The organism is Nocardia blacklockiae (assembly GCF_015477355.1).
GTDB classification, from domain to species: Bacteria; Actinomycetota; Actinomycetes; order Mycobacteriales; family Mycobacteriaceae; genus Nocardia; species Nocardia blacklockiae.
In genome coordinates, this window is sequence record NZ_JADLRJ010000010.1 from 255,390 (window position 1) to 267,964 (window position 12,575).

The 12,575-nt window shown below is 70.5% G+C and carries 13 protein-coding genes; 8 read left to right on the top strand and 5 right to left on the bottom strand.

The window, feature by feature from the left end; translation table 11 throughout:
• Positions 1 to 13: 13 nt before the first annotated feature.
• The 3 genes from IU476_RS37125 to IU476_RS27290 are packed head-to-tail and all read left to right on the top strand — an operon-like array spanning position 14 to position 3,488.
• Positions 14 to 1,111, top strand: coding sequence for a saccharopine dehydrogenase NADP-binding domain-containing protein (locus tag IU476_RS37125; RefSeq protein WP_324194352.1), 1,098 nt, complete (start codon positions 14 to 16; stop codon positions 1,109 to 1,111).
• Positions 1,108 to 2,232 carry a Gfo/Idh/MocA family oxidoreductase gene (locus tag IU476_RS27285; RefSeq protein WP_324194346.1) on the top strand — a complete coding sequence of 375 codons (1,125 nt, stop codon included), beginning with the start codon at positions 1,108 to 1,110 and terminating at the stop codon, positions 2,230 to 2,232. Before IU476_RS37125 ends, IU476_RS27285 begins: the two co-directional genes overlap by 4 nt.
• A complete protein-coding gene (locus IU476_RS27290) occupies positions 2,229 to 3,488 on the top strand; it encodes a cytochrome P450 (protein WP_195104756.1) in 1,260 nt (419 codons plus the stop codon). The genes IU476_RS27285 and IU476_RS27290 overlap by 4 nt, the downstream gene beginning before the upstream one ends.
• Before the next feature lie 51 nt (positions 3,489 to 3,539).
• Here IU476_RS27290 and IU476_RS27295 read toward each other — a convergent pair whose 3' ends face one another.
• Positions 3,540 to 4,250, bottom strand: a complete 711-nt coding sequence (locus tag IU476_RS27295; protein ID WP_195104758.1) for a class I SAM-dependent methyltransferase — start codon at positions 4,248 to 4,250, stop codon at positions 3,540 to 3,542.
• Positions 4,251 to 4,432: 182 nt separating this feature from the next.
• On the opposite strand from IU476_RS27295, the gene IU476_RS27300 reads away from it, so the two are divergent.
• Entirely contained in the window at positions 4,433 to 5,842 is a 1,410-nt protein-coding gene (locus IU476_RS27300; RefSeq protein ID WP_195104761.1) for an MFS transporter, read from the top strand.
• Positions 5,843 to 5,870: 28 nt separating this feature from the next.
• On the opposite strand, the gene IU476_RS27305 is transcribed toward IU476_RS27300, so the two are convergent.
• The gene (locus IU476_RS27305; protein WP_195104764.1) at positions 5,871 to 6,167 is read right to left on the bottom strand and encodes a YciI family protein; all 297 of its coding nucleotides are present in this window, start codon (positions 6,165 to 6,167) and stop codon (positions 5,871 to 5,873) included.
• 198 nt (positions 6,168 to 6,365) lie between these two features.
• Here IU476_RS27305 and IU476_RS27310 point away from each other — a divergent pair, with 198 nt between their 5' ends.
• Positions 6,366 to 7,286, top strand: a complete 921-nt coding sequence (locus tag IU476_RS27310; protein WP_195104835.1) for an alpha/beta hydrolase — start codon at positions 6,366 to 6,368, stop codon at positions 7,284 to 7,286.
• A 26-nt stretch (positions 7,287 to 7,312) separates the two neighbouring features.
• Here IU476_RS27310 and IU476_RS27315 read toward each other — a convergent pair whose 3' ends face one another.
• Positions 7,313 to 7,915: a TetR/AcrR family transcriptional regulator gene (locus tag IU476_RS27315; protein WP_195104765.1), complete on the bottom strand. Its 603-nt coding sequence runs from the start codon at positions 7,913 to 7,915 to the stop codon at positions 7,313 to 7,315.
• Positions 7,916 to 8,027: 112 nt separating this feature from the next.
• Here IU476_RS27315 and IU476_RS27320 point away from each other — a divergent pair, with 112 nt between their 5' ends.
• Positions 8,028 to 9,002, top strand: coding sequence for an NADP-dependent oxidoreductase (locus tag IU476_RS27320; RefSeq protein WP_195104766.1), 975 nt, complete (start codon positions 8,028 to 8,030; stop codon positions 9,000 to 9,002).
• A gap of 427 nt (positions 9,003 to 9,429) precedes the next feature.
• Positions 9,430 to 9,795 (top strand): MerR family transcriptional regulator, encoded by a 366-nt coding sequence (locus IU476_RS27325; protein WP_324194347.1) that lies wholly within the window; start codon positions 9,430 to 9,432, stop codon positions 9,793 to 9,795.
• 31 nt (positions 9,796 to 9,826) lie between these two features.
• Here the strand turns inward: IU476_RS27325 and IU476_RS27330 are convergent, their stop codons facing one another.
• Together IU476_RS27330 and IU476_RS27335 are read right to left on the bottom strand one after the other, a co-directional pair.
• A complete protein-coding gene (locus IU476_RS27330; RefSeq protein ID WP_195104767.1) occupies positions 9,827 to 10,795 on the bottom strand; it encodes a hypothetical protein in 969 nt (322 codons plus the stop codon).
• Positions 10,796 to 11,076: 281 nt separating this feature from the next.
• The gene (locus tag IU476_RS27335) at positions 11,077 to 11,547 is read right to left on the bottom strand and encodes a nuclear transport factor 2 family protein (RefSeq protein WP_195104768.1); all 471 of its coding nucleotides are present in this window, start codon (positions 11,545 to 11,547) and stop codon (positions 11,077 to 11,079) included.
• An 89-nt stretch (positions 11,548 to 11,636) separates the two neighbouring features.
• Between IU476_RS27335 and IU476_RS27340 the strand changes: the two genes are divergently transcribed.
• Positions 11,637 to 12,401, top strand: a complete 765-nt coding sequence (locus IU476_RS27340) for a helix-turn-helix domain-containing protein (protein ID WP_195104771.1) — start codon at positions 11,637 to 11,639, stop codon at positions 12,399 to 12,401.
• Positions 12,402 to 12,575 lie beyond the last annotated feature (174 nt).

The following is a 12,575-nucleotide window of genomic DNA, read 5'->3' on the forward strand; positions in this document are numbered from 1 at the left end:
GGGCCCGGTTGCGGTGCTCGGGGGCACCGGTGTGGTCGGTCGGGCTGCGGTGCGGATGCTCACGCGGCTCGGTATCGACGTTCTTCGTGTCGGTGCCCGGCGGGTGGATTCCGTACGGCGACAGGGAGATTCAGTGGTCGAGTTGTGTCGGGTGGATGCGGACGACGTGGACTCGCTGGCGGAGTTCTGTGCGGGGGCGCGGCTCGTGCTCAACTGCGCCGGGCCGTCTTATCTGCTGGCGGACCGGGTGGCGCGGGCCGCGCTGGGGGCGGGCAGCGACTACGTCGACGTCTCCGGGGACGGGCCGGCGTATCGGCTGCTCGACGGTTCGCCGCTGCTGCGCGGGGCGCGGACGGCGGTGCTCGCCGCGGGCATGCTGCCCGGCGTGGCCAATGTCGTGCCCCGGGTGCTGGCCGGTGATCTGACCGGCGCCCGGCTGGTCGTCCACGCGGGCGGCATCGAGCCGTTCGCACCGGCCTCGGCGGGTGATCTGGCCTTGTCGCTGGACAGTTCCGACGCCGGGCACCGGTACGGCGAGACCCACGCCGCCTGGACGGGCGGGCGGCGGCGACGCCATGCCCTGCCGGTGCGCGAGGACGTCGAGATCGCCGGATTCCCCGGCCGCGTCACCACCATGCCGTACCTCACCGCCGACGCCGAGCGGCTGGCCCGTTCGACCGGCCTGGACGAATTGCACTGGCACAACGTCTTCGTCGGGAACGCGCTGCGTTTGACGCTGAGCAGGCTGCGCGGCCGCGTTCCCTCCGACCCGGCAGGACTGGCCGCGATCACCGGCGAGATCGCCGCCGCCGCGGCACTCGACCTGACCGGTCTGAACCCCTTCTACCTGATGGCGTTCACGCTGCACCGGGCAGGCCGCACCGACACCGCGGTGCTGCGCACCCACAGCAGTTTCGAGCTCACCGCCGCCACGGCCGCGCACACCGTGCGGGCGGTGCTGTCCGGGGCGGTCGCCCCCGGCCTGCACTACGCCGACGAGGTGCTCGACCCGCGCGGCCTGCTCGACGCGGTGGCCGCCCTGGGCGCGCTGCCGATCTTCCACACCCACCGCCACGCCCACGACGAACCGATGGAAGCAGGCAGCCTGTGAACGATGTGAAACCGAAGGTCGTCGTGTGCGGCACCGCGTTCGGCCGGGTCTACCTGAGGGCGGTCCACGAGGACCCGGAGGTCGAACTCGCGGGCGTCGTCTCCCGCGGCAGCGCGGCGTCGGCGGGGTACGCGAAAACCTATGGCGTGCCGCACTATATCGGCGTCGACGAACTGCCGGACGACATCGATATCGCCTGTGTCGCGGTGCGCGCCGGGGCCGCGGGCGGCGACGGCGCGAAGCTGGCGCAGCGGCTGCTGAGCCGCGGCGTCCACGTGTTGCAGGAGCACCTGCTGCACCCCGACGAACTCGCCGACTGCCTGCGCACGGCCCGCGACCACGGCGTCCGCTACCGGCTCAACGCGTTCTATCCGCACTTGCCGGCGGTCCGACTGTTCCTGACGGCGGCCGAGATCCTGCGCGAGCGCGGACGACCGCTGCACGTGGACGCTGCGGCGGGTGGCCAGGTGGCCTACTCGCTGCTCGACATCATCGGCCGTGCCGTCGGCGGCCTCCGGCCCTGGGCCGTCGCCGACCCCGCGCCCCGCCCGGCGGACATCGCCGCACTCGCGGATTCACCCCAGCCCTACACCCACCTCGACGCGGTGATCGGCGGTGTCCCGGTGTCGCTGCGGGTGCAGAACCAGATCCACCCCGGCGACCCGGACAACCACGCGCTGCTGCTGCACCGGCTGGCGATCGCCTTCGAGGGCGGCGTGCTGTCGCTCGCCGACACCCACGGCCCGGTGCTGTGGAGCCCGCGCCTACACACCGGCCGCGACGCGACCGGGCGGCTCGTCATGGGCGGCCCCGGCACCGAACGGCTCGACGTGCCGAGCACCGAGATCCTGGGTCCCGCCGCGGCACCGACCTTCCGGACCGTCTTCGCGGAGGTGTGGCCCGGCAGCGTCCGAATCGCACTGGGGGAGTTGCGTTTCGACATCGCCGACCCGCGACGGTCCGCGGCCGCCGCGCAGTGGGCCGCGACCGTCACCGCCCTGTGGCAGCGGCTCACCACCGCACTCGGCCCGCCGGAACTGATCCGGCCGCCCGCCCCCGAGCCGGTGCCGCTGCCGGACCTGCTCGCACAGCGCCGCGACCGGGCCGGTGCGGCCTCGTGACCGCGACCGGATCGCCACGCGAACTGGCCGACCTGCGCGACTTCTCGGCCGACCCGTTCACCACGATGGACCGGCTCTACCGGGAGAACGGAGCCGTCTCCGAACTCGGCGCGGGACCGATGCGCTTCCGGGTCACCCTCGGCACCGAGGCGACCGCGTTCATCCTCGCGAACAGCGACCTGTTCAGCTGGGAAGCGGCGTTCACCGCGCTGGCCCCGCTGACCGGGTCGTCCGCCCTGCTCGTCACCGACGGGGACCGGCACCGCAGGCTGCGCCGCCTGGTCGCTCCCGCCCTGACCGCGCGCCGGGTGGAGCACCACCTCGGCACCGTCACCCGGCACATCGAGGACGCGATGGCGGACTGGGCGCCCGGCGATATCGTCGACATCTACCCGCCGCTGCGCCGGGCCACCCGCGCGGCGACCCTGGAGAGCCTGTTCGGCGCGGCCGCCGTCGACCGGTCCGAGGGACTGGACGACTGGCTGCACGACATCCACCGCGCCATCGACACCGACGTGGTCGGCGGCAGCATCGACCGCGGGTCCGGCTCGCGGGTGTGGCGCCGGGCGCTGCTGGCCCGGTCCGCGGTGCACCGCTGGGTGGTCGCCGAGATCCGGCGGCGCGACGCACCGGGCGACGACGTGCTCGGCGTGCTGCTGCGCGGGGTGGCGGGCGACCGGCTCACCGACGACGAGATCACCGACCAACTGGTCAGCCTGCTCGAGGCCGGCGCCGAAACCACGGCGGCGCAGCTGTGCTGGCTGCTCTACTGCACACTGGCCGACCGCGAGCGCTGGGCCCGGGCCGCCGCGGGTCTCGACCCCGCCGCCCTCGACCACCACGTCTCGGAGGCGATGCGGCTGTATCCGGCCACGGCCGTCGTCTCCCGGAAGGTCGCCACCGAATTCACCTTTGCCGGAACCGATTTCGTGCCCGGTGAGCTGCTGATCTTCAGCCCGTTCCACACCCACCGGCTGGCAAGCGTGTGGCCGGAGCCCGAACGCTTCGACCCGGGCCGATGGGATCCCGCCTCCGAGCGATACCGCCGGCCCGCGCCGCACGAGTTCCTGCCGTTCGGCGTCGGTCCGCACCGCTGTGTCGGCGCCAATTTCGCCACCATGGCGATCAAGGCCGCGTTCACGGCCGTCGCGGCGCGGATCGACGCGGAACCGGTGACGACCGACGCCCGTCCCGCGGGGCTGATCGGTATGCACCCCGCGGACGGAATCACCGTGCGCATCACCGCGAGACGATGAGCGGGCGCGGGAACTCGCACCGGTGAACCGGTGCGGGCGCGGGCACCCGTTTCACGCGCGGGCCCGCAGCACCCCGGCCTGCGCGGTCAGTTGCTCGCCGGCCAAGCCGGTCTCCTCGGCCAGATCGTCGATGCCGAACGTGTGCCACTCGCTGACGTTGCGGACCGTCCGCGGCGGCGCCGCGTCGCCGGTGATCTGCCACGTCGAGGTCATTCGGAGGAGATCGCCGCCGATCGGCTCGGCCTCGATCGTGCCCTCGTAGGTCAGGTTCCCGATCTGCTCGCGCCCCAGCGGCATCGACGGCAGCACCGTGGGCCGCGCGACCGGCAGCAACTCCACCAGCACCGGAGCCCCGGGAGCCAGCCGGGGCAGCACCCGATCCCACAGCGCGCGGCGGTCCGCGGCGTCGAGGTGGCCGAGCACCCCGAACAGGATCAGCGCCGAGATCGATTCGGGCAGCCGCACCGACTCCGCGGGTTCGGGGACGATGGTGACCCGGCGCCGCAGGTCCTCGTCGGCGAGCACGTCGTGGGTCAGCACCGCGCGCATCGCCGGGGCGGGCTCGCTCGCCAGAATCTTCGCGGTGGGCAGCACCTCGGCGACCACCCGGCAGGTGCGCCCGGTGCCCGCCCCGATGTCGACGACCGTGCCCGCGCCCGGGTCGACCTCGGCCAGGATCTTCCGCAGCGCCGCTTCGCCTTCCGCGTGCGCGCGGGGAACGAGGTCGTAGAACTCGGCCACGGGTGAGTAGAAGTCGTCCATGCGCATCTCCTGTTTCGCTGCGGGGCTGTCGCCCCGCTTAATGAAAAAGATTATCATTATGCCCAATCTCGCCAGTGGCTTCCGGGAGGCGAGTCGAGGAACCCCACGCGACCGCGAGCGCCGCTATGCTGACCGAGAAAAAATACGCGTTCTGAAAATCGAATCCGGTTGTGGAGAAACAGATGTCGCAGACGAACAGACCGGCCGCCGTCCTGGCGACCGTGGTGATCGTGCAGTTCATGGTGTCGCTGGATCTGTCGGTGGTGAACGTCGCGCTGCCCGCCATCCAGGACGAGTTCGACCTCCCGGCCACCACGCTGCAGTGGGTCGTCAACGCCTACGCGGTGGTCTTCGGCGGCTTCCTGCTGCTGGGCGGTCGGCTCGGGGACGTGATCGGCCGCCGCCGCACGATGATCGCGGGACTGGTGCTGTTCGGCGCCGCCAGCCTCGCCGGAGGACTGGCCACCCACGAATCGCTTCTCATCGGCGCGCGGGCGGTGCAGGGCCTGGGCGCCGCCGCGCTCTCGCCACTGTCGCTGGCGCTGATCACCGTGACATTCGAGGAGGGCCCGGCCCGGACCAAGGCCGTCGGGCTGTGGGCCGCGGCGACCATGCTGGGCGGCGCGCTCGGCGTCGTCGCCAGCGGCCTGCTCACCGATTTCGTGAACTGGCGGTGGGTCCTGCTCATCAATGTCCCGATCGTGCTCGCCGCGCTGGCGACCGCCGTGCGGGGCATCGGCGGCGCGGTCGAGCAGCAGCGTCCCCGGCTCGACATCGTCGGCGCTGTGCTGGTCACCGCGTCGATGCTGCTGTTGATCCTCGGCGTGGTCCGCACCGGCGAGCACGGCTGGGCCTCCGCCGCCACGGCCGGCACGCTCGGGGCAGGGGTGCTGCTGCTGGCCGCGTTCATCGCGGTGGAACTGCGGGTCCGCGAACCGCTCATGCGTCTCGGCCTGCTCGCGCACGGCAGCGTGGCGGGCGCCAACGTCTTCGGCTTCATGATCACCGCGGGCCAGCTGACCGCGTTCTACTTCGTGTCGCTGCACATGCAGTCGGTGCTGCGGTACCCACCGGCCACCGCGGGCGTCTGCTTCGTCCCGTTCGCGCTCGGCGCCGTGGCCGGCATGCGCCTGGTCACGCCGATCGTGGACCGGTTCGGCCACCGCGCGGCGCTGATCGCGGGCGGCATTCTCGGCGCCGTCGGCATCGCGTGGTTCGGCGTGGGCGGGCCGGGCGGCACCTTCGTCACCGACATCCTGGGCCCCTCGATCATGGCCAGTGTCGGCATCGGCATCAGCTTCGTGGTCATGGGAACCATTGCTATGCGCGGCGTGTCGGCCGCGGAGGCCGGTATGGCGTCCGGCCTGCTGAACAGCTCCCGCCAGCTCGGCGGCGCGCTCGGCCTCGCGGTGCTCACCACGGTCGCCGCCACCGTCACCGGAGCCGACCGCTCACCCGCCGGCCTCAGCGACGGCTACGCCACGGCGTTCCTGCTCGGCGGCGCGCTGATCGCCGTCGGAACGGTGGTCGCGGGACTGCTCGTCCCGCACCGGGCGGTCGAGCCGACGGCTGCCGAGGCCGCGGTGCGGTAGTAGCGGGCTGATCGAAAATCGTTGCCGCTCAGGGTGTTTCCCGCGCCAAGTGGGCCAGCGCCGGTGCGGTCTTGGTCGGGACGAACTCGATCACCTCGTAGGTGGCCGCGCCCGCTGTGCCGAAGGGATCCTGCGCCAGGATCGCGTCGAGTTCGGAGCGGGAGCCGACATCGGCCAGGATGACTCCGCCGGTGCGGGGCACGCGCCGCCCCGAGGCGAGGAATACCCCCGCGGCGTAGTTGGCGTCCAGCCACGCGGCGTGCTCGGGGATCAGCGCATCGATGGTGTCCAGGTCAGCGGTGTAGGTGAGGATCACGACGAACATCGGCCCATCTTCGCGCAACGCCGAATGCCTGCCGCCGACGGGCTTCCCGGTCCTGGCTGGTCCCGCTCGGTGAATTTAGGCTGGGCAGCTGCGGAATTCGGGTCTCCGGCAGCTTGCCGGACAGTAGCGGGGAGGTGTGGTGTGACGCGATCTTCGAGCCGGCGGCCACGGCTGGGGAAGGCCGGCGTCGTCGCGGTCATGGTCTTGCTGATGGCGTGGATCACCGCGGGCGCGGCCACGGCCGTGCCGGTGCACGCGCCGGTGCGGCAGGCCCCGGCGGGCGGATTCCAGGAGCTGTCCGTGCCTTCCAGCATGGGGCCCATCAAGATTCAGGTGCAGTGGGCGGCGCGCGGCGGCAGCGCGGCCCTGTACGTACTCGACGGACTGCGCGCGCCGACCGATCACAGCCAGTGGACGACCGACACCGACGCGCTGCGCCGATTCGCGGGCGACGACGTCACCTTGGTGTTCCCGGTCGGTGGCCGTTCGAGCTTCTACACCGACTGGCATCGGCCGAGCAGCACCAACCGGCAGGCGACCACCTACCGGTGGGAGACGTTCCTCACCGCCGAATTGCCCGCGTTCCTGGCGCGATACGGCGTCTCGCGCACCAACAACGCCATCGTCGGCGCCTCCATGGGCGGCAACGCCGCCCTGACGCTGGCCGCCCACCACCGCGACCAGTTCAAGTTCGCCGGATCCTTCTCGGGATTCCTGCACCCGACCTTCCCGATGTGGAACGAGGCGATGCGCGCGGCCATGTGGGACGAGGGCAACTTCAACGTCGACGATATGTGGGGCCCCGCCACCGATCCCGCCTGGCGCCGCAACGACGCCACCGAACAGGCCGAACTACTGCGCGGCCTCCCGATGTACGTCTGCGCGGGCAACGGCGTGCCGGGACCGCTCGACCTGCCGAACGGCGTCGGCAACACGGTGAACGCCATGGGCCTCGACGCGCTGGCGATGGTCGCGGCACAGATGTTCCGAGACCGCATGTCCGCGTTGGGCATTCCCGCCCGCGTCGACATCGTCAACGGCACCCACACCTGGCCGTACTGGCAGGAGGCGCTGGCGACGGCCCGCCCGATGATCCTCGACGCCCTCGGCGCGCACTGACCCGCACCTCGAAGACCGCTCGCCTCTCAACGCCGCGGCGGTGTGCTCGGCCGATCGGATGCGCCGGGCCGGAGGCTGTCCATCAGCAGGTCCAGCAGGCGGGCGGCCCTGGCTTCGTGCTCGGGCCGCGGGGCCACGGTGAAGATGCCGATGAGGAAGGCGGCGGTGTCCTCGGCGGTGACGTCGGAGCGAAGGTCGCCTGCCGCCCGCCCGGCCTCGAGGATCATGGTGATGGCCGCCAGCAACTCGGTCCGGGTCTGCGCGTGGGCGATCTCGCCCGACTCGATCATCGCGGGCAGCGTGTCGAGCATGCCGTTCTTGGTCGCGACCCAGTCGCCGAACAAGTCCGTCCAGTGCCGCATCGCCGCGGCCGGGGGCAGGCGGCCGAGCAACTCGCGGGCACCGGTCGTCAGCCGCGCCACCTGATCCCGGTAGACCGCGTCGACCAGCGACTCGCGCGTCGGGAAATGCCGGTAGAGGGTGCCGATGCCGACGCCGGCCTCGCGGGCGATCGCGCGCAGCGACACCTCGGCCGCACCCGAGGCGAATGCGCGGGTCGCCGCCGCGAGCAACCGGTCGCGGTTGCGGGTGGCGTCGGCGCGCGGCGTGCGTGTCTCCGGATCAGTCAAAGCGGATCATGCTCCGTTTGTGTTACGGTCGTCCATGTAAGCGGAGCATAGTCCGTTTCAGTGCGGTCCTCGGTCCGGCGAGGCGTTCCCTCGGTCCCGAAGAGAGGCAGACATGCGGAATGACAGCGATCAGCAGGTGGTGGGCCGGGCGGTCCAGCTCGGTTCGTTCGGTGGTCTCGAAGTCCTGGAAGTCCGTGAGATCCCTGCTCCGCAGGCCGGTCCGGGGCAGGTACGGGTGCGGGTCACCGCCGCCGGGCTGAACCCGATGGACTGGATCATGATCGCCGACTCGGACACGGCGTCCCGATTCGGCCTGAGCCTGCCGGCCGGGTTCGGAACCGACTACGCGGGCGTGGTCGACCAGGTCGGTGCGGGGGTGACCGGCTTCGCGCCCGGCGACCGCGTGTTCGGGGGCGCCCTGTCGCGCGCGGTCGCGGACTTCGTGGTGGTCGAGGCGGCCGGAGCCGTCGCGGCGAACGAGGCCCATCACACCCCCGACGGCGTCGACGACCGCACCGCCGCCACCCTCACGATCGCGGGCCGCACGGCATCCGCCGCCCTGGCCGTGATCGACCCCGGCCCCGGCGACACGGTGCTGATCGGTGGCGCGGGCGGCGGGGTCGGGGTCTTCGCCGTCCAGCTGGCCCGGCTCGCGGGAGCGCGCGTGATCGGGACGGGATCGGCGACCTCGGCCGATTTCCTGCGCGAACTCGGAGCCGAGCCGGTCACCTACGGCGACGGCCTGGCCGACCGGGTGCGGGCCCTCGCTCCCGGCGGTGTCACCGCCGCCCTCGACCTGCACGGGACCGAGACGGTGCGCGTCGCAAGGGAACTCGGCGTTCCGGACGGCCGGATCGGTCTCATTGCCGCGCAAGTCGACGGCGTCTCCTCGGCCAACGGGGCCGACGCCGCGCCCGAGGCGCTGGACGACCTGGCTCGCGCGGTCGCGGCCGGACGACTCCGGGTGCCGATCGCGGCGAGCTTCCCGATCGAGCAGATCCGCCGCGCGGCCGAACTCCAGGCCGGACGGCATGTGCAGGGCAAGATCGTCATCGACCTCCAGGCCGAAGCCGCTCCGTCGACGTGACATAAACGCTCACGGCGGCAGCCGAAAATCTGTCGTGTCGGGTGTAGACATTCGGTGCGGGGCGTTATAAAGTCACTGTCGTTCGAAAAGAGGAGTCCAGAAGCCGGGAGGTGAACTACCCGGGTAGGAAGTTCCACCGTCCCCTTCCGGCGGCACGAGACAGACGTCCGGCGCAGTCGGCCGGACCCGCCGGAAGGGGACGAGTACTTCGAACGACACCGAGTCCGCAAGCACCGAGGAAGATCGGGGATCCAGGAGGTGGTCACTGAGTAGCGATTTATCGGTTCCGCATCTCGGGAAGCTCCGGATGCGGTGTGTGACAGCGGTCCCGACGGGCCGCTGAAGGTAATGAACGTTCCCCCCTTCGTAGATCCCGGGCCTCGGCGCACCAGCGCCGGGGCCTGTCGGCGTTGACCCGAGAGGCCCCGTGCATCAACAGAACTCCCCTGCCGCCGGCGGCCACAGCGCCGCCGACAAACTCGACGACGACGATTTCCCCGCCTATTCGATGGGGCGCGCCGCGGAGATCCTCGGCGTCACCCAAGCCTTCCTGCGCGGCCTCGATGCCACCGAATTGCTGACCCCGCAACGGTCACCGGGCGGTCACCGCCGCTACTCGCGTCACCAACTGCGCCTCGCCGCCCGCGTCCGCCAACTCGTCGACGCCGGCAACACCCTCGATGCGGCCTGCCGCATCGTGGTCCTCGAGAACCAGCTCGCCGAGGCCCAGCGTCGCAACACCGAACTGCAACACACCCTCGATCAGCGCAGCGACCCGTCCGCAACGACATAACGTGCCCGGCGGTGTCAGCACTCGCGCGCGGTCACGGGAACAGTATGTCGCCGTAGGCCGCCAGTGTCGGTGTGGTGCCACTCGACAGCTGGTAGACCGGCTGCTGGTCGGGGGCGAGGGGATTGCCGGTGGCCGGGTCCCGCCAGCTGGAACCCGCCGCCGGGCGGCCCGTGTACACCCGACTGTCACCGCCGACCCACACCGCGAACGGATCCGCCGAACCCCAAGCGCCGTAATCGGGTTGGGTGCCATGGAAATTGGTGACGGCGAACTCCGCGCCCCAGGTGTAGCCGCGGTCGGTGGAGGTCGAGCCGAACAGCCCGCCTCGGGCCGATTTGATGTAGGTCACCATCAGCGTCGCGGTCATGAATCCCGGATATCCGACGAAACTGGGCAGGCCCAGGCATCGGTGCGGCAATACGGTCCGGTTGTTGACGTCGAAGTCGTAGCCGTCGCTGGACCGGTACAGGATGATGTTGTCGCCTTCTCTGGTGAGCAGGTAGACGTCGGCGGTGTGCGCATTGGACAGATAGATCCCGTTGCCCGACACGGGAAGACCGTTCAGGAGCGCTCCGGCACTCTGCCACTGCTGGCCGTCGTAGGTGGCGTGGTAGATCTTGTGATCCGGGTTGCCGAAATTGTCGAGATGCCCGGCCCAGTACAGGTGCAGACGGTCGGGCCGGGAAATGAGGACGGGGCGGCGAGCGGTCTGGTTGAACCGCATCTCGCGGTCGAGAATGCCGAGCGGTGGCGACCACGAGTCGCCGTCGAAACTCGACCACGACATGCTCCGGTCCTCGGTCCCGCTGGCATACACCCCGCTGTATGCCATGTAGAGCCTGTCGTGCCAGGTCGCGAGCGACGGTCCGGCCGCCGAGTTCGCGTTCGGCACCTCGTTCATCCCGTTCCAGTTGTTGCCGTCGTAGGTACGCGACCACCAGATTCGCTGATCATCGGTGTCACCGTGCCGGGGGAATCTTCCGGCCATGTAGAGCGGCATCGTCTGTCTCCTCGAGAGTCTCGGCTTCGAGCATTCGGCGAATCGCGACGGTCGGCGGGGGGAATCAGGTTGAGTCACTGTCGAATTCCGGCTCATGATCCGCCCGAAGTTTCGACAGCCGGAGAGCGTTCCCCCAAGACACCGGACAACTGATGGAGCGTACGGGTTGTCGACCAGCCGGCAGGCAATTCCGTTGGGCGGCAACCGACTTGTTATGTCCTACCGAACAGTCTCGATACGCCGATGCCGGTCCTGTCGAGACCGGCCGGACCCGCCTCGGCTCAGGGCGTGGCGAAGACGGAGCCCGCCGCGGCGAGGGTGAGGACTTCCTTGTTGCCGTCGGCCCAGGTCGGTGTCATGACGACGGTGTCGATGAGCCAGCCGTTGCCGGTGTCGGTCAGGCCGATTCGGTAGGTGCCGCCGAGTGTCCAGCGGGGGGAGCCGAAGCGGTTGGCGAGTAGGTGGATGGCCTGGAAGACCGCGGTGAGTTCGGCATGGTGGCCGTCGACGTGGACGAGGTGATTGCCGAGGAGGTGCTGGGTGGCGTCGAACGCGCCCAGCAGTGTGGACCAGTCGCGGCGAATGCCGTCGGGAGTCGCGGTGACGGGCTCGCCGCCCCAGATAGCGGTGTAATCCAGCACGACCTGATCGGCGAAGACACTCGGGAACTCGTCCCAATCACCGGTATCGATGTACCAGAACATCCGGGTCGCCGCTTCGATGACGTCGGCGCGCTGCTGTGCTGTGCTCATGACCTCGAGCCTGCTGGACGGTCCCGCGGGCAGCCAGGCCCGCGTTGTCCACGTACCGCCGGTACCAGGCTGATTCGTAGACTGAAGCCATGACCGAACTGGGCGCCTTCCTGGCCGGCCGCCGCGCCCGCGTGGAACCGGCCGCCGTCGGCCTACCCACAGGCCGCCGCCGCCGCGTCCCCGGTCTGCGCCGCGAGGAACTGGCACAGCTCGCCGGTATCAGCGCCGAGTACTACCAGCGGCTCGAGCAGGGCAGGTCGGCGCACCCGTCCGACGAGGTCCTCGACGCCCTCGCCGAGGCGTTGCGGCTGGACCCGGTCGAGCGCGAGCATCTGCGGGCCCTCGCCCGACCGGCTCGCCGCCGCGGCCCCGTCGGCGCGAACGGCACGCGTCCCGAGTTGCGCGCGATGCTCGACGCGATGGACGCCATCCCCGCCCTGATCATCACCGACACCTTCACGGTGCTGGCCGAGAACGCGTTGGCGCGCAAACTGTTCGACGCGCTCGGCGAACACGAGAATCTCGCGCGCGCATTGTTTCTCGCACCGGCCGCCCGCGCGTTCTATCTCGAATGGGACGACACAGCTGCCGCCACGGTCGCTCAATTGCGACTGGTCGCGGGCCGCTATCCCGACGACCCGGCGGCCACTGCCCTGATCGAGGAACTCACCGCAGCGAGTCCCGAATTCACCGCGTTGTGGCAGGAGGGCGACGTGGCGCTGCGCACCTACGGCCGCAAGCGCTTCCGCCACCCCGAACAGGGCGTGGTGACGGTGAACTACGAGAATTTCGAACTCCCGGGCGACCCACGCCAGCGTCTGGTCACTTTCACTCAGACGGAAGTTCGGCCATAACTCATCGGGACCTGTTGCCGGTCAACATCTTCTGCTCGAAGTGGGCCAGCGCTAGGTCGTGTCTCCCAATAATTTGAGCCATTCGACGACCAGGGCCAGGACGAATCCGGCGCGGTAAGTGATTGCGAGCTTGTCGTAGCGCGTGGCCACCGCCCGCCAGTGCTTGGCCCTGTT

Excerpts from the sequence above, each read along its gene's own strand:
- IU476_RS27340 (WP_195104771.1), top strand. The coding sequence starts at position 11,637 with ATGACCGAACTGGGCGCCTTCCTGGCCGGCCGCCGCGCCCGCGTGGAA.
- IU476_RS27300 (WP_195104761.1), top strand. The coding sequence starts at position 4,433 with ATGTCGCAGACGAACAGACCGGCCGCCGTCCTGGCGACCGTGGTGATC.
- IU476_RS27295 (WP_195104758.1), bottom strand. The coding sequence starts at position 4,250 with ATGGACGACTTCTACTCACCCGTGGCCGAGTTCTACGACCTCGTTCCC.
- IU476_RS27310 (WP_195104835.1), top strand. The coding sequence starts at position 6,366 with ATGGTCTTGCTGATGGCGTGGATCACCGCGGGCGCGGCCACGGCCGTG.
- IU476_RS27305 (WP_195104764.1), bottom strand. The coding sequence starts at position 6,167 with ATGTTCGTCGTGATCCTCACCTACACCGCTGACCTGGACACCATCGAT.
- IU476_RS27330 (WP_195104767.1), bottom strand. The coding sequence starts at position 10,795 with ATGCCGCTCTACATGGCCGGAAGATTCCCCCGGCACGGTGACACCGAT.
- IU476_RS27320 (WP_195104766.1), top strand. The coding sequence starts at position 8,028 with ATGCGGAATGACAGCGATCAGCAGGTGGTGGGCCGGGCGGTCCAGCTC.
- IU476_RS27335 (WP_195104768.1), bottom strand. The coding sequence starts at position 11,547 with ATGAGCACAGCACAGCAGCGCGCCGACGTCATCGAAGCGGCGACCCGG.